This is a genomic window from sulfur-oxidizing endosymbiont of Gigantopelta aegis (genome assembly GCF_016097415.1).
GTDB lineage: Bacteria > Pseudomonadota > Gammaproteobacteria > GRL18 > GRL18 > GRL18.
Genome location: NZ_JAEHGE010000002.1, coordinates 142,338 through 157,983, shown reverse-complemented (window position 1 = coordinate 157,983; position 15,646 = coordinate 142,338). Strand labels below are relative to the sequence as shown.

16 protein-coding genes are annotated in these 15,646 nt (G+C 41.8%); 9 read left to right on the top strand and 7 right to left on the bottom strand.

The window, feature by feature from the left end; translation table 11 throughout:
• Nucleotides 1–12 precede the first annotated feature (12 nt).
• Genes JEU79_RS22885 through JEU79_RS22870 form a run of 4 tightly spaced genes read left to right on the top strand, consistent with a single transcriptional unit; the run spans nt 13 to nt 2,412 of the window.
• On the top strand, nt 13–642 hold the full coding sequence (locus JEU79_RS22885; RefSeq protein ID WP_198266257.1) for a sigma-70 family RNA polymerase sigma factor: 630 nt from the start codon (nt 13–15) through the stop codon (nt 640–642).
• Nucleotides 639–1,427 carry a hypothetical protein gene (locus JEU79_RS22880; protein ID WP_198266256.1) on the top strand — a complete coding sequence of 263 codons (789 nt, stop codon included), beginning with the start codon at nt 639–641 and terminating at the stop codon, nt 1,425–1,427. Before JEU79_RS22885 ends, JEU79_RS22880 begins: the two co-directional genes overlap by 4 nt.
• Nucleotides 1,428–1,461: 34 nt before the next feature.
• A complete protein-coding gene (locus JEU79_RS22875) occupies nt 1,462–2,079 on the top strand; it encodes a gamma-butyrobetaine hydroxylase-like domain-containing protein (protein ID WP_198266255.1) in 618 nt (205 codons plus the stop codon).
• Nucleotides 2,080–2,082: 3 nt separating this feature from the next.
• The gene (locus tag JEU79_RS22870) at nt 2,083–2,412 is read left to right on the top strand and encodes a glucosamine--fructose-6-phosphate aminotransferase (protein ID WP_198266254.1); all 330 of its coding nucleotides are present in this window, start codon (nt 2,083–2,085) and stop codon (nt 2,410–2,412) included.
• Between the two features lie 196 nt (nt 2,413–2,608).
• On the opposite strand, the gene greB is transcribed toward JEU79_RS22870, so the two are convergent.
• Nucleotides 2,609–3,115, bottom strand: a complete 507-nt coding sequence (gene greB / locus JEU79_RS22865) for a transcription elongation factor GreB (RefSeq protein WP_198266253.1) — start codon at nt 3,113–3,115, stop codon at nt 2,609–2,611.
• A gap of 233 nt (nt 3,116–3,348) precedes the next feature.
• Here greB and JEU79_RS22860 point away from each other — a divergent pair, with 233 nt between their 5' ends.
• Both JEU79_RS22860 and JEU79_RS22855 read left to right on the top strand, forming a co-directional pair.
• Nucleotides 3,349–5,466 carry a carboxy terminal-processing peptidase gene (locus JEU79_RS22860; RefSeq protein WP_198266252.1) on the top strand — a complete coding sequence of 706 codons (2,118 nt, stop codon included), beginning with the start codon at nt 3,349–3,351 and terminating at the stop codon, nt 5,464–5,466.
• A 312-nt stretch (nt 5,467–5,778) separates the two neighbouring features.
• A complete protein-coding gene (locus tag JEU79_RS22855; RefSeq protein ID WP_198266251.1) occupies nt 5,779–5,997 on the top strand; it encodes a hypothetical protein in 219 nt (72 codons plus the stop codon).
• Nucleotides 5,998–6,101: 104 nt separating this feature from the next.
• On the opposite strand, the gene recQ is transcribed toward JEU79_RS22855, so the two are convergent.
• The 3 genes from recQ to dapA form a co-directional block, all read right to left on the bottom strand.
• The gene (gene recQ / locus JEU79_RS22850) at nt 6,102–7,928 is read right to left on the bottom strand and encodes a DNA helicase RecQ (protein ID WP_198266250.1); all 1,827 of its coding nucleotides are present in this window, start codon (nt 7,926–7,928) and stop codon (nt 6,102–6,104) included.
• A gap of 69 nt (nt 7,929–7,997) precedes the next feature.
• A complete protein-coding gene (bamC, locus tag JEU79_RS22845) occupies nt 7,998–9,209 on the bottom strand; it encodes an outer membrane protein assembly factor BamC (protein ID WP_214660664.1) in 1,212 nt (403 codons plus the stop codon).
• 67 nt (nt 9,210–9,276) lie between these two features.
• Nucleotides 9,277–10,146: a 4-hydroxy-tetrahydrodipicolinate synthase gene (dapA, locus tag JEU79_RS22840; protein ID WP_198266248.1), complete on the bottom strand. Its 870-nt coding sequence runs from the start codon at nt 10,144–10,146 to the stop codon at nt 9,277–9,279.
• Between the two features lie 283 nt (nt 10,147–10,429).
• Here dapA and JEU79_RS22835 point away from each other — a divergent pair, with 283 nt between their 5' ends.
• Genes JEU79_RS22835 through JEU79_RS22825 form a run of 3 tightly spaced genes read left to right on the top strand, consistent with a single transcriptional unit; the run spans nt 10,430 to nt 12,945 of the window.
• Complete coding sequence (locus JEU79_RS22835) at nt 10,430–10,978, top strand: glycine cleavage system transcriptional repressor (protein ID WP_198266247.1); 549 nt, start codon at nt 10,430–10,432, stop codon at nt 10,976–10,978.
• 33 nt (nt 10,979–11,011) lie between these two features.
• Nucleotides 11,012–11,482 (top strand): peroxiredoxin, encoded by a 471-nt coding sequence (locus JEU79_RS22830; RefSeq protein ID WP_198266246.1) that lies wholly within the window; start codon nt 11,012–11,014, stop codon nt 11,480–11,482.
• Between the two features lie 32 nt (nt 11,483–11,514).
• Nucleotides 11,515–12,945 carry a PhoH family protein gene (locus tag JEU79_RS22825; protein WP_198266245.1) on the top strand — a complete coding sequence of 477 codons (1,431 nt, stop codon included), beginning with the start codon at nt 11,515–11,517 and terminating at the stop codon, nt 12,943–12,945.
• A 57-nt stretch (nt 12,946–13,002) separates the two neighbouring features.
• Here the strand turns inward: JEU79_RS22825 and JEU79_RS22820 are convergent, their stop codons facing one another.
• Genes JEU79_RS22820 through JEU79_RS22810 form a run of 3 tightly spaced genes read right to left on the bottom strand, consistent with a single transcriptional unit; the run spans nt 13,003 to nt 15,464 of the window.
• Nucleotides 13,003–13,977 carry a DUF3108 domain-containing protein gene (locus JEU79_RS22820; RefSeq protein WP_198266244.1) on the bottom strand — a complete coding sequence of 325 codons (975 nt, stop codon included), beginning with the start codon at nt 13,975–13,977 and terminating at the stop codon, nt 13,003–13,005.
• Between the two features lie 39 nt (nt 13,978–14,016).
• A complete protein-coding gene (locus JEU79_RS22815; protein WP_343075024.1) occupies nt 14,017–15,093 on the bottom strand; it encodes an AI-2E family transporter in 1,077 nt (358 codons plus the stop codon).
• On the bottom strand, nt 15,090–15,464 hold the full coding sequence (locus JEU79_RS22810) for a Crp/Fnr family transcriptional regulator (RefSeq protein ID WP_198266243.1): 375 nt from the start codon (nt 15,462–15,464) through the stop codon (nt 15,090–15,092). The genes JEU79_RS22815 and JEU79_RS22810 overlap by 4 nt, the downstream gene beginning before the upstream one ends.
• Between the last annotated feature and the right edge of the window lie 182 nt (nt 15,465–15,646).

Sequence of the window (15,646 nt, the reverse complement as noted above, 5' to 3'; positions counted from 1 at the left end):
AAAAATGATCAGGTGACAGACGAACAAACGGATGAGCAGTTAATTCACGCCTACCAGCAAGGTAATGTAGCCGCATTCGAGATACTTTATCTGCGCTACAAAAATGCTATCTATCATTATTTATTTCGTCAGACACAATCGACCAGTAGCGCCGATGAATTGCATCAAGATGTATGGCTAAACCTGATCAAATCCCGTTCACGTTTCAAACAGGATGCATCCTTTAAAACCTGGCTCTACACCATTGCTCGCAATCGTTTGCTCGATCATTATCGCCAAAGTAAACACCAGGCATTACATCTGGTTCGCTCATTAGCAGACACCGAAAATGCTGAAGCCGAATTAGACAAGGCCATAGAAAAATCAGGAACAAGCGTCGAAACACCTGACAACACATTGCAAACAGAGCAGTTGCAACAGCGACTACTCCAAGGAATCGATGACTTGCCCCATGAGCAAAGAGAAGTATTTTTATTACATGAAAAAAACGGCTTATCATTAGCAGACATCGCTCAAGTAACCGATAGTTCCTATGAGAGTGTCAAAAGTCGTTTACGCTATGCGATCAAGAAATTACGTCAGCACTTATATCCCAGTATCACGGATATACAAAAACAAACAGTGATCAATAAGACCTTATGAAAAAAACATTTGATAAATCCACCACCGCCACACCAACAGATGAGGTATTTTTTTCCCAATACTTAGAGGGAAACTCCAACCTGTCTGAGCTTTATCAAAGCAGTGATAGTCAAAAACCATCAAGTGAACTGGATAAAAACATCCTCTCTGCTGCCAAAGATGCTGTCAACACAAGCAATAAGTCGTGGTGGACTCAGCCAAGCTCATGGGCAGCCTCTATCGCATTATTTTCTTTAGTCGGCCTGCTCGCAGTCAATACCTGGCAAGCAGAACAACAACTAACGGAAGAAGCAATCCTCCCTCAAGCAGCAATGGAGGCAGTTTCTACATCAAATATAACAGCTGATATGACAACTGATATGACAGAGATGGATAGCATGCCCTCTTTGGCACGCAAAAAGAAATCAAAGCCCAAAGCAAAAGTGGAAAAATCCAGCATAGACACACGTAAATTGCGCTTTGACTCTAATCCAATGCCAAAAATGCAAGCTACACCAAGTGCTTTACCTAGTGCTGCAATGAAATATCAGCAAAGAGTTCAATTCAACAACGCACCGGCTCTTAGTGAGGCAACGATTCAAAATATCATTATTCCTGAGCAAGAAATACTCACCCACAAAAATCAGCACAATACCGACGAAGCGGAACAAAAACTGGTGGAAATAAAACAATTTATCAATAATGGTCAACTCAATAATGCCCGACATGCATTGCAACAATTACAAAAAAAATATCCTAATTACCCCATTGACCCTGTAATTTTGCAACACTTATCCCCACATTGATGATATCAATGACATAAATCTCAAAGTTAAAAATATGACCGAACATAATCCCATCGCAATTAATCTACACAAAAAATCACGCTTACTTGAAATCAGCTTTGATACCGGTGAAAATTATATGCTGAGTTGTGAATACCTGAGAACTCATGGTAAATCAGCAGAAATAAAGAGCGTTAACGAACCTGTTGCTGGCAAAATCAATGTCAATATTGACTCCATTGAAGCACAGGGAAGTTATGCACTAAGACTGTTTTTTGATGATGGCTATGATCAGGGTATTTATTCATGGGAAACACTCTATGAGCTGGGTGAGAATTATGAAAAAAATTGGGCAAACTACCTTGCAACCCTAGAAAAATATCATTTAAATCGTGGGGAAGCAGACAAAACGCATAACGGCCCCGCCATCATAAAAATACTTTATTTTATGGATAAACTCATTGCGTTTACCAAAGAAGAAGAAGAGCTGGAATTACCAGAAAAGGTTAAAACCATTGAAGATTTACTGGCATTTTTAAGTAAGCGTGGAATGCGCTGGGAACGCGCCTTTAAAAATGATAGCGTGCAATTTACCGTCAACAAAGAATTTGCTGAACTCTTTACCGTATTAGAACACGGTGATGAAATAGCGCTGATCCCCAAGGCTCAATAAGCCATGCCCCAACTACTTAAATCCTTGCAAAGTTGGGGGAGTGAGACATTTAAAAGCACCTTAAAAGAAGAACTTCAGACTCTTTCTGATAACGCTTTACCCCTACACCATGCAACCACTCAAGGGGGCAAAGTCGATGCATCCAATATCGCCGCATTAATCAATTCGGCATCTGAAAACAACACTCACATTCAAATCAAAGTCGGCATCTTCTTCAATGAAATCATCGCCGGATGCAATTGTGATGATGATCCCATGAGTGAAAACACTTATTGCGAGCTGCTCGTTTCAATCGACAAATCCACCGCTGAAGCTGACTTTAACCTAAAATAATCAGTTGAATCGTAGCGAGAGCGACTTAGGTGCTAAAGATTAAGGGTTTTACAGGTTATTTTGGCTTTATTCGTAGTCACCCTACGGGTGAAGTCAAAATGTTCTGGAAAATCCTTAAGATTCAGTGCATAAGGCGGTCGCAGTAGGTTCAACTGATTTTTTTAGGTTTAAGCCTATAAACATATAAGCTTACAAACTAAGAAAACGCCTCGTATTGGACACGATTCAAATAATATTCTAGCATTCCTTTAGGACCTTGGAAGACCACGTCATCCCCTTCACGTTTATTTAATATGGCCTGTGCCAGAGGGGAATCCATGCTGATAAAACCCCGCTTTACATCGAACTCATCGGGACCCACTATACGAAATTGCTGTAATGTTCCCGATTCATCTTCCAGCTCCACCCAGGCACCAAAAAAGACTTTTTTCTTATCTTCAGGAATGCGATCAACTGCCACCATATCATCCAAACGTTTCGATAAAAAACGCACTCTAGAGTCTATTTCTCGAAGTTGTTTTTTACCATAAATGTATTCAGCATTTTCACTGCGATCCCCCTGAGCAGCCGCTTCGGAAACAGTCTGCGTTATTGCCGGACGTTTTACTTTCCATAAATAACTGAGTTCTTCTTCCATGCGGGCTTTCCCCTCCGGGGTAATGTATTTTGATGAGGGTGGCCGTGGTGCTCGATAACGTCCCATTGAGTGAAATTCTCTCTAATTTTATGTGAAAAAGTAATATTTTTAACTGTTTTTCATTGATTTCATTTAAAAACCGGTAAAGTATCACTATATTTTAAAAAGATTGCCAGAAACATCAATGAGTGGTGTATTATAAAGGCAGTGAACGGACAATTAAAATCACTGTCTATACTCATAATATCTGAAAATGTAGTTTAACCCGTGTATGACACACAAAACTGAAGAAGTCATTTATGCTCAATAAATTTTTATCCATTGCCATTGCCACGATTTTTCTCAGCACGCCCTTATTTTCTGTTGCTAAAGTTTATCAGACTGAAGAATATATCCATCCCGTTGTACCGGACAAAGAGCATGCTAAACTCAGCTTTGTCATTGCCAAACAACTTCAGTACCAACATTATCGTCAAATGGTATTGGATGACAAGTTATCATCTAAAGTGTTTGATGCCTTTATCAAGTCACTGGATCCCAATCACACTTTTTTTCTCGCTGAAGATATCAAACGCTTCGAGAAGTTTCGTTATCTTATCGACAACAACTTTCGTCGTGGTGAACTCAAAAATGCTTTTACAGCCTTTAACCTTTATCAGAAACGTCATGCAGAACGCTTAGTTTACACCCTTAACCTACTGGAAAACCACTTCGACGAGCTGGATTTCACAACGGATGAAACACTGGAGATCGAGCGAGACAAACTGCCTTGGCCTGCTAATAAGGAAGCGCAAAACAAACTCACCAAGCAACAATTAAAAAATGTCATCATCAGTTTTAAACTGGCGGGCAAAGATGATAAAGAAATTCAGGAATTACTGACCAAACGCTATAAAAATCAACTCAATCGCATCAAACAAACCAATAATGAAGATGCCTTCAGAATCTACATGAATGCTCTCGCTGAATCCTATGATCCCCATACTCAGTATTTTTCTCCTCGCGTGTCCGAAAACTTTGATATCCAAATGAGTCTTTCTTTGGAAGGTATCGGTGCCATGCTACAGTCAGAAGATGGCTATACCAAAGTCAAACGCTTAGTACCTGCAGGGCCTGCAGAAAAAGCCGGACAACTCAAAGCTGGTGATCGCATTGTCGGTGTTGGCCAGGGTGTTGATGGCGAAGTCGTTGATGTGATTGGTTGGCGTTTAGATGACGTGGTACAACTGATCCGTGGCAAAAAAGGCACGACGGTACGCTTAGAACTGATTCCGCAAAAAGACAAAGATGAACATAAAACCAAAACCATTCAAATTGTCCGCAACACGGTCAAACTAGAAGAACAGGCGGCGAAAAAAGAAATCATTGAGATCAGCAATAATAGCATTAAGCAAAAAGTAGGTATCATTGAAATTCCCGCTTTTTACATTGATTTTAAAGCTGCTCAGGCCGGTGATCCCAATTACAAAAGTACCACCCGTGATGTCAAAAAACTCATTAAAGAATTACAAAAAGACAATATCGATGGTCTGATCATCGACCTGCGTAACAATGGCGGGGGTTCACTACAAGAAGTAAACTCTTTGGTCGGGTTATTCATTAAATCCGGTCCCACAGTGCAAGTTAAATCTGCCGATGGCCGTATTGCACAATTAAACGATGATAGTGATGAAATTATCTACAATGGCCCATTGGCGGTTTTAGTTAATCGTTTAAGTGCCTCTGCTTCAGAGATTTTCGCTGGTGCGATTCAGGACTATAAACGCGGGCTGATCATTGGCAATCAAACCTTTGGTAAAGGCACTGTGCAGGCCTTACAGCAATTAGAGCAAGGTCAAATCAAACTTACCCATGCGAAGTTTTACCGTATTTCCGGTGATAGCACACAAAACTTGGGCGTCATTCCCGATATACTTTTTCCGGCCTTATATGACAAAGATGACATCGGAGAAAGCTCCCTACCTGAAGCTTTACCATGGGATCAAGTCAAAAATGCCGACTACCAGCATTATCCTGAATTAAACAAACTCTTTCCTGCACTCAAAGCAAAACATCTACAACGAACAAAAAGTGATCCTGACTTCCGTTACATTGAAGAGACCGTTGCACGTATTGACAAGAAAAAAGATCAAAAAACGCTTTCTCTAAACTATAAAATTAGACAAAAAGAATATCAGGAATCCCGTCAGGAACAATTGGACATTGAAAACAAGCGCCGCATTGCCAAAGGTGAGAAGCCCTTTAAAGACATTAAAGAACTGGATGAAAAGGATGATGTGCTTGGTCTGAATGAAGATCATGATGATGAGAAAGAAAAAGATAAAAAAGACAGTGACAGCCATACCTTCCTAATGGAGTCGGCACATATTCTGTTAGATTTTATTCAGTTAAAACAGGATAAAATCGTTAAGAAATAAGCCTTACCTCCCTCTAAAGCCTATCATGAAATATAAAAATTCATTTATATTTCATGACATTAAATTACACTGGTTACTTTTCAATCAGCATTCATCATCAACATCTTGAATTCTAAACCAATTATAAAATAAGCCCTTTTTTTTCGTTTATTTTCTTGCTCTATCCTTTTTCCTCTTCCATAGTTAACAATACATCTGACAAATTTAATGCGTTTTTCAGATGAGTATCGCTGAATAAATCAGTTGATCCATCTATTCGTAGTGAACTGTAAAATTGCAGCGGTTGTTGTTTAATAACAAAAGGAGTTAAGAATGTTTCATTACACTAAACTTGATATATTTTGCAATGATGTAAAAAAATTCGCAGATGCTGATGGCTATGTGCCTGAAGCAGAAGATATCTGCCAAGATTTCAGCTATCCTGATACGCAATTCAAAGGACTTAAGAACTGGACTCAGCATATACAAAGCTCAGTTCACGCGACACGTTCTGCGCAGCAAAAACTGCATGCTTGGCAGAACCGACTATAAAAGGGTCGCTCGAATAGTTGATTTCGTCGGGTGACAAGGGGAAGGTTTGGGCTTGCAGGAGGACGCTTCGCTTTGGGCGGAAAATCAAGAGCCAAAGCCAAAGCCTATTCCATCGCCATCAGCACTTCAAGAAACTCATCCCCATATTTTTCCAGCTTACTCGCTCCCACACCACTGATTTGGCTCAATTCATGTAGGCTCACGGGATGATGTTCAACCATTTCCATTAAAGTCGCATCATGAAAAATAATGTAGGCCGGTACACCTTGCTCTTGGGCCAGTTCGGTGCGCTTTGTTCGTAGTGCTTCCCAAATCTTTTTTTCTTCTGAATGATCAGAATAACTGGAATAAACGGTACTGGTTTTTTTCCGGCGTGGGGCTTTTTTCGCTCTAACAATGTCCTTACGAAAATGCACTGTCTCCTCACCTCTGAGTATCGGGCGACTATCTTCGGTCAACTTCAGTGAGCCATAACCATCCATATCTACCGCCAATAAGCCTCTGGCCATTAATTGACGGAATACGGAGCGCCACTGTACTTCTGTCAGCTCTTGACCAATAGCAAAAGTAGATACTTCATTATGGCGAAATTGTTCGATACGAGGCGTCAATTTACCCCGCAAGACATCAATTAAATAATTTACCCCGAAACGCTGGCCGGTACGAAACACACAGGATAGTGCTTTTTGTGCCTCAGTCGTGCCTTCCCAGCTTTCCACCGGTTCCAGGCAATTATCACAATTGCCACACCTTGGCTCTGGTTGTTCGCCAAAATAACCTAATAAACTTGCCCTGCGGCAAGAAATAATCTCACAAAAGCCCAGCATCGCTTCTAATTTACGTTGTTCCAGCCGTTTAACTTCTTCAATGGCCTCAGAACTGGATAACATTTGGCGTAACATGATGACATCTTGTAGACCATAGACCATCCAGGCATCAGCTGGTAGGCCATCGCGGCCTGCACGACCAGTTTCCTGATAATAAGCCTCAATACTCTTTGGTAAATCCATGTGTGCCACATAACGCACATCGGGTTTATCAATGCCCATACCGAAGGCCACGGTGGCCACAATGACGATTTCATCTTCCCTTAAAAAGCGTTCCTGATGTAATTGTCGTACATTGGCCGATAAACCGGCATGGTAGGGCAAGGCTTTAATACCCTGCTCTGCTAACCATGCTGCTGTTTCATCAACTTTTTTACGGCTCAAACAATAAACAATACCGGCATCCTGAGGGTGTTCCGAATTGATGAACTGTAATAATTGCGCACGGGCATTATTTTTTTGTTGGACCCGATAACGAATATTGGGGCGATCAAAGCTACTGATAAATAAATCAGCAGCCCCCAGATCCAGACGTAAGGAAATTTCTTTGCGGGTACTTTCATCTGCAGTCGCAGTGAGGGCAATACGGGGCACTTGAGGGAATTGTTCATGCAAGATGGACAGTTGAATGTATTCCGGACGGAAATCATGCCCCCATTGCGAGACACAATGGGCTTCATCAATGGCAAATAAGGCCACATCTATTTGGTGCAAAAGATTCAGTGTGCGTTCCTGACAGAGGCGCTCTGGTGCGACATAGAGCAAGTCCAGTTCACCACGCATTAACTGACCTTCAACGGCCTGTACTTCTTGAAACGATAAACTGGAATTAAGAAATGCCACCGCCACACCCTGCAATTTGAGCGCAGTGACCTGATTATGCATCAGGGCAATCAATGGCGACACCACGATACCCGTGCCAGCACGAACAATAGAGGGGATTTGATAACACAATGACTTACCGCCACCGGTTGGCATCAACACCAGGGCATCCTGTCCGGATATCACCTGATTGATAATGGCTTCCTGCTCACCGCGAAAGGCGCTATAGCCAAAAACGCGATTCAGCACATCAAGTGATGAAGTACTCACAGCAGTCTGCATTGAAGTCCTTGAAAATAGGGAATGGCATAATTTGAAGGACTCGCAAAAGCCCTTCAAACAGTATTCAATTTATCTTAACTGCTCATATAATAGGTTAAGGATACGATAGGAGGTCTTCGATGTATCCGGCTGACCATTAGAATCCAAGACCAGAATAACGGTATCATCACCACGAGAAAAGAGTTTGATTTGGTACTTACTCTGATCAACAGCCACTTTGTCTTTCCAGAACTTCAGACCAGAGAAGAAGCCATCATCATTTTCTTCTGCCAAGGGATCATTGTACTGTACAAAATAAATACCATCTGCACGGCTACGATCTTCCACTACAAAGCTGATACGATCCAGAGCAACGCCGGTACGACGCCATGCACGTGGGAAGGTTTCTTTCACGACTAAGCGTGAATTACCCTGTGCATTTCGAGAAATAGTGGCTCGATCCACTTTCTTGGTTGCTGAGCGAGCCAATAAGGCTTTCGCTTTTTGCTCTTCAACACCCATATAGACCATCATACGACCCAACATTTCTGCTTCTAACTCGGGGTCTCTGGGACGCGATTTCCAAATCGTCCGCTCTGTCGTTTCATTTTCAATTACCTCTTCCATACCATAATGGGTTAGGTAGAGATTAATCTTGTCCGCTTGATCGCCCGTTTCAATACGTACCCGATATTTATCTCGAGTGCCCGCAGAATAGAAAGACTCAAGCACCGTACTTAACGCGGAACGAATAAAATCCTGTGGAATATCAGCACGGTTTTCAGACCATTCTGTTTCTAAAATACCGGTATTCGGGTTCTCACGCTTAATCAGCATACCGCTATTAAGCCAGAATTCACGCATTTTTTCCCATGCCTGAGCCTTAGTCCCCTTAATGACCAGGTAACGCACATCGTCAGCATCACGGACTAGCTCAATATTGTTTTGATCGGGCAATACTTTGTCAACCACGACACGATTACCCTGGCGTTCCTTAGCATAATCCTGATAAGAAGCATTACCACCGGTATTAATATCCGGTACTACCATCATTTCATCATAGGTCGCGGTGGTGAGATCCGGTGGAATTTCCAGGGTAGCCACATCACGACTTTGTTTTTTATAATCTACTTTTCTACCGGCGAAGGTATCATCCAGATCCGGCATAGAATCACAGGCGATCAGTGCAGACGAAATGGCAACAACCAGTGCTAATTTAGCAAACTGATGACTCGCTTTTTCTGAGCTGAGGCTCTTATTATTATATTTAGTCGCACTATATTCAGTCGCACTATATTTCATCATACACCTGTTCTATTGGGTTACTTTTTCAAATCAAATTTATTATGTTCTAGTTATTCTATTCATATCATGATGCTTGCTTAATAGCATCACGAACAACATCATGGTATTGCGCATCCAGCACCGTCAAAGGTAAGCGAATACCATCGGGAATCAAGCCCATTTCATATAGCGCCCATTTTACTGGAATAGGATTAGACTCAACAAATAGTTTACTATGCAGGCCAAGCAAACGGTCATTAATGGCACTGGCCGTTTCTCTGTCACCCGCTAATGCCGCTGCACACATTTCATGCATTGCCTTAGGGGCAACATTGGCAGTGACTGAAATATCACCCTTCGCACCCAAGAGGATCAACTCCATCGCAGTGGCATCATCACCCGAATAAATATCTAACTGGTCGCCACATTCTTCAATAATTTGCACCCCACGCTGAATATCGCCGGTAGCTTCTTTAATGCCCACTATATTGGCAATACCAGCTAGGCGAGCAACGGTTTCTGGCAACATATCAACGGCAGTTCTACCCGGTACATTATATAATATCTGTGGTATGGCAACGCTTTCAGCGATTTTTTTAAAATGCTGATACAAGCCTTCCTGAGTGGGCTTATTATAATAAGGCGTTACTAGCAAGCAGGCATCAACCCCTGCATCCATAGCACATTGAGTCAGTTCAATGGCTTCTGAGGTGGAGTTCGCACCCGTGCCCGCAATGATCGGAATACGATTTTTAGCCATCTCAACAACTTGCTTTAAAACCTTGCAATGTTCTTTTTCATCGAGAGTCGCTGACTCACCTGTCGTCCCCATGGCCACGATAGCATCGGTGCCATTTTCAACATGAAATTCAACCAGTTTTTCTAGGGACGCTTGATCCACACGACCATCTGCATGCATCGGTGTCACCAAAGCAACCATACTGCCACTAAACATTTACCATCTCCAATCATAAAAACTGCCCAAGATACCAACAATGTGGAACAAGGAAAGCCAGAGCCAATTAAATTGCGCCCTATTATCCTTGATTCCCATACAGAAAACCACTGTATATTATAAAAAGCAGGGGCACTAGAGACTCGCTATGAGTGAATTTTGACGTTCTATGCAGTAAACAGATGAAACAAACAATGACAAAAGCTTTATTTCTTCGGCTATGTGGACAATAATTTAGATATTCTATAAATAGTTTATAAACCATAGCGAGATTCACCATTCTATGACAACTCATACTGTAAATAAGTCCAACCAATTGGTTATTTCTGCCATCGGCAGTGATCGCCCCGGCATTGTTAATGCCCTATCCGAAATCATCGTACAGAATCAAGGTAATATCGATGACAGCCGCATGACCGTATTAGGCGGAGAATTTGCCATCATTCTGCTCATCTCAGGCTCTGAAGACGAACTCAAAAACATAGAGCAATTGCTAAAGCAGCAAGCATCATCACTAGCGCTCAATATTATAAGTAAGCATACCAATGATAAAAAGCCTGAACAAAACATCCCCTATATTGTCGAAGTGTTAGCTATGGATAATCCAGGCATTGTCTATAAGTTGGCTGATTTCTTTTCCTCTCGGGAAATTAATATCCAAAGCATGCAAACGGATCGTTATCCAGCACCCCATACCGGTACGCAGATGTTTGCCGTTGAATTGGTGATCACCGTACCACCTACTATTATCGTTAACGATCTCAGAGATGACTTTTTAGACCTCTGTGAAGATATGAATCTGGATGCTTCAATTGAAGCACCAAGACTTTAATTTCAAAAAAATATATTTGATCTAAGGAAATTTATGAGCCAAGTTGAAATCGGTAAAAAAGTGCCTAATTTTTCAGGCCCTGCCACCAGCGACATTGATTTTAAATTCAGTGATTATAAAGGCAGTGCCATATTACTCTATTTTTATCCTCGGGATAATACCCCTGGCTGTACTCAGGAAGGTAAGGATTTTCGGGATAATTATGCCGCCTTTGAAAGTAAGGGCATTAAAATTTTTGGCCTTTCCAGAGACAGTGTTAGAGTCCACGAAGGCTTTAAGGCCAAGCATGAATTTCCCTTTGATTTAATTGCCGACAAAGAAGAAACCATCTGCAATCTATTTGATGTCATAAAAGAGAAAAAACTCTATGGTAAAGTCCATATGGGCATTGAGCGCAGTACGTTTTTGATTAATGCTAAGGGCGTGCTGGTTAAAGAATGGCGCAAAGTGAAAGTAAAAGAACACATTGCCCAAGTGCTTGAAGCCATAGAAACCGAGTTGTAGCTTTTTTAATTAACTAAAAGGAATGCCATACGATGACAGAAGCTGAAAAAAACAATAATCCAAAACGTTTATTTGTCCTGGATACCAATGTATTAATACATGATCCCAGTGCTTTATTCCGCTTTGCTGAACATGATTTGTTCCTTCCCATGGTGGTCTTAGAAGAACTCGACAACAACAAAAAAGGCCATTCTGAAGTGGCAAGAAATGCCCGTCAGGCCAGTCGTTTTTTAGACGATCTGACCTCAGGTTCAACAGCCGAAGAAATCAAGGCAGGCTTGGATTTAAACCTGCGCATTGGCATTGACGAAGACAGCGAAGAAGCCCTCATCGCCAATGGCAAATTATTTCTGCAAACTGAACACATTTCCACCGACATTCCCATCACCCTGCCCGGACAAAAAAATGATAATTTTATTCTAGGCATTACCGTTGCCCTGCAAAAAGATCCCAAACTACCCAAAGTCTCTCTGGTGAGCAAAGACATCAACCTGCGCATTAAAGCCGCAGCCATTGGTATTCATGTAGAAGATTACAATAATGATCAAGTACTTGAAGATGTAAACCTGCTCTATAGTGGCATGTTAAATCTACCGGAAAGCTTTTGGGATTTGCATGATAAAGAAGTGGATAGTTGGTCAGAAGAAGGTCACACCTACCATAAAATAAAAGGCGATGAAGTCAAAAAATGGCTACCCAATCAAATGATCAGTATTGGAGAAGATTCCGCCTTTGAAGCCACCGTCAGAGAAAACAGCAGTGATGGTGCCATCGTTGAACAAATACAACAATATTATTCAGAAAAACAAAATGTCTGGGGCATCACCGCCAGAAATAAAGAGCAGAATTATGCCCTGAACCTATTAATGGATCCCGAAGTCGATTTTGTTTCTCTGGTAGGACAAGCTGGTACCGGCAAGACGCTTTTAGCACTGGCCGCTGGTCTGATGCAGGTGATGGAAAATAAAATCTATCAGGAAATCATCATGACTCGCGCCACGATTTCAGTGGGTGAAGACATTGGTTTTTTACCCGGCACAGAAGAGGAAAAAATGGCACCCTGGATGGGCGCTCTAATGGACAACCTAGAAGTTCTGACCCAAAATGACGACGCCGGCGAATGGGGAAAACAAGCGACCAATGACTTATTGGCAAGGCGGATTAAAATTCGCTCCTTAAACTTTATGCGTGGACGAACATTTTTAAACCGTTACATTATTCTCGATGAAGCACAAAACCTGACCTCCAAGCAAATGAAAACCCTCATTACCCGTGCCGGCCCCGGCACAAAAATTGTTTGCCTCGGTAATATCGCCCAGATCGACACCCCCTACCTGAGTGAAACCACATCAGGACTCACTTTTGTCGTGGATCGGTTTCGTAAATGGGAACATAGTGGCCATATCACGCTCAAACGTGGCGAACGTTCACGACTGGCAGACTTTGCTTCGGATGTGTTGTAATTTGTAGGCTGTGGTGAGTCGAACCGCATCCTACCAATGAAGAATAAACGCTCTCAGCTAGTTCTCCGAGACCGCCATTAAATCAATCTCTAACTTCCCTAAAGGCGCATCCATTGCCATTCTTAGGGGAATTTTTTTCTGATCATCACTGAGCCAGACATAAAAGCGGCGTTCTTTTTTAGCATCGGTCTGAATTTGATATTTTATACCTTGTCGGGATTCACCATTCAGTGAAATTGCTTCGCTGGCCATTCTTTTTACCTGATAAATACGAATATCATCCGATACCGCCACGGCAATTTCTTTTTCTGCTGTGGGCTCAGAAGTAAAATCAAGCGTACGCAAAATATAGATAAGCGATAAGGGGTCAAGCACTTGTGAACGCTCTATTTTATCACCTGACTCCTTGTGAATAAGGGCTTGTTGCTCATCTAATAAGGGATAATTTTTCAGGAAATCAGGCACGGTTCCACCACCCTCTTTTTCCCAGACTTCCTTTGTATCCAGCCCTAAAAATCCCGAGCTTTGTTTTTCCTTTTCACGATTTTTGAATAATTGCGTGATCTTATTTTGCCAGTCCAGCCAGAGAAAATGATGACTCTGATTTTCCCCCACATCCATTTCTTCAACCAACACTGTTCTTTGTAAAGCAGCATCTAAAGTGGTGGTATAGGTATAGCGTACGGGTTGAAACATTTCAGCTTTGGTATAGTTTTCAGTGCTGAGATACAATTCAAACTGATAAGCGGCCTGCTGTTCCGGGGTTTGTTTATTAGTCAAGAAAGTCATACGCACATCAGCTAAATCAGCCCATAGCAAGGAGGTTAAGAGACCTCGATAACTGAGCTTATAATGCAGGATTTCACCCGGGGAGAAAGGGAATTGATTTGCCGGAAGGTTTAAATCTGGAGTTTCTAAATTAGCACTGGCCACAGCATTTGCCTGCACAAAGAACAACAATAGCGAATAAAACACTATGCCAGATAAGCCTCTCGTTTTGTGCTCAGCTTTTATCTGTTTACTATTTTTCATATCAACATTCATTCCATGAACCCATTAAATAAAAAATACTCAGCTCGCTGATTGAGTGCCTGTATTGTCATCCGCTACCGATGGCCAAACAGCGATCACCGAACTCACCAGTGTCCCTAAGGGGATGGCAAAAAAGACCCCCCAAAAACCCCATAAGCCACCAAAAAACAAAATGGCAACAATGATTGCGACAGGATGCAAGTTGACCACTTCAGAAAACAATAACGGCACTAGCACATTACCATCCAATGCTTGAATAATACCATAGGCCAACATCAGCCAAGCAAAATCAGCTGTCCAGCCCCATTGAAAAAAGGCAATGAGAGCCACTGGAATAGTTACTACCGTTGCCCCCACATAGGGAACAACAACCGACAAGCCAACCAGAATAGAAATTAATAATGCGTATTTGAGCCCTAAAAAGCTAAACGTAATAAAGCAAATGACTGAAATAATGGTAATTTCCCAAAATTTACCACGCACATAATTACCTATCTGCTGATCCATTTCACGCCAGACCTGTGTGGACAATTGCGTATCTCGGGGAAAGAAGTTCATAAACCAATTAAGAATAATACTTTTATCTTTTAAGAAGAAAAACACCAATAAGGGCGCCAAAATTAGATAGATCATAATGGTAATACTGCTTTGAATAGAACTCAAGGACAGCGATAATACATGCTTACCCATGGTAGTGACCTCTGATTGTATCAGAGCAAAAAGCTGTAAAACCGAATCTTCAGAAATGAAGCTATAATTAGATGGCAATTGTAAAATCAATTGCCGCCCTTTTTCAATATATTTCGGAGTATCGGTGATCAGATCGGTTACCTGCCCCCATAGAAGCGGGCTGATAATAAATAAGGTCACCATTAAAGCCGTCAAGAAACCAACAAAAACAACAATCACTGAAATCAGTCGATGTTTAATCCACTGATCAAATAAAACCACCAAACCTTCTAATAAATAAGCAATAACAATAGCGGCAAAAACAGGTGCCAGCGTATCGTTAAAACCAATGACAATGGTGAATGCCAGAACTAAGAACACCACCAGAAAAATAATTTGTGGATCAGAAAAATGCCGCTGAAACCAGCGGTTAAAAATATCTATCACTTTGTGTTTCCCTGTCTTTGGCCCGATTTCTCACAGAACGCATCATAGCGTTTTTTGAATAAACTCTCTAGCTCATCAATGACACTCTCTGCCGAGCGCCCTTTGAGGATGTGTTCCGACATTAATGAAGCCGTCTCATCCAGCATGGTATTTTTCTTGAGCATGGGATAAGTGGCCGACAAGCGTTTGATGCCAGCGACCACACGTTCTTCTGCGGGACGTTCAATAACAAGCGGCTCCGCAACTTCAATTATGCGACCATCCTGCTTTGCCTGGGCTAATAAAAAATCAGCAAAAGACAATAGACTATTTTGATCGTCCTGGTCTAAATCTGAAAAAACATCGAGGAGTTTGCTTGCTGATTTGTTCATGGTGGCCTTGATTGTAAGGGTAATGAGTTAGTTGTGACCGTAGGGTGGGCACGCTTTTTGTGCCCACGCTGAGTGTGCATAATAAGCGCTTGAATCAGCGTGGGCAGATAAAGCCATGCCCACTCTACGGTTTTGTATATAAATAATCCTATTTAGTGATGCGCTTCGTACCTCAGCGGCAT

Coding starts and splice junctions, on each gene's coding strand:
- JEU79_RS22835 (WP_198266247.1), top strand. CDS start 10,430: ATGACAACTCATACTGTAAATAAGTCCAACCAATTGGTTATTTCTGCC.
- JEU79_RS22875 (WP_198266255.1), top strand. CDS start 1,462: ATGACCGAACATAATCCCATCGCAATTAATCTACACAAAAAATCACGC.
- JEU79_RS22810 (WP_198266243.1), bottom strand. CDS start 15,464: ATGAACAAATCAGCAAGCAAACTCCTCGATGTTTTTTCAGATTTAGAC.
- JEU79_RS22855 (WP_198266251.1), top strand. CDS start 5,779: ATGTTTCATTACACTAAACTTGATATATTTTGCAATGATGTAAAAAAA.
- bamC (WP_214660664.1), bottom strand. CDS start 9,209: ATGAAATATAGTGCGACTGAATATAGTGCGACTAAATATAATAATAAG.
- JEU79_RS22880 (WP_198266256.1), top strand. CDS start 639: ATGAAAAAAACATTTGATAAATCCACCACCGCCACACCAACAGATGAG.
- JEU79_RS22830 (WP_198266246.1), top strand. CDS start 11,012: ATGAGCCAAGTTGAAATCGGTAAAAAAGTGCCTAATTTTTCAGGCCCT.
- JEU79_RS22820 (WP_198266244.1), bottom strand. CDS start 13,977: ATGAAAAATAGTAAACAGATAAAAGCTGAGCACAAAACGAGAGGCTTA.
- JEU79_RS22860 (WP_198266252.1), top strand. CDS start 3,349: ATGCTCAATAAATTTTTATCCATTGCCATTGCCACGATTTTTCTCAGC.
- greB (WP_198266253.1), bottom strand. CDS start 3,115: ATGGGACGTTATCGAGCACCACGGCCACCCTCATCAAAATACATTACC.
- recQ (WP_198266250.1), bottom strand. CDS start 7,928: ATGCAGACTGCTGTGAGTACTTCATCACTTGATGTGCTGAATCGCGTT.
- dapA (WP_198266248.1), bottom strand. CDS start 10,146: ATGTTTAGTGGCAGTATGGTTGCTTTGGTGACACCGATGCATGCAGAT.
- JEU79_RS22825 (WP_198266245.1), top strand. CDS start 11,515: ATGACAGAAGCTGAAAAAAACAATAATCCAAAACGTTTATTTGTCCTG.
- JEU79_RS22870 (WP_198266254.1), top strand. CDS start 2,083: ATGCCCCAACTACTTAAATCCTTGCAAAGTTGGGGGAGTGAGACATTT.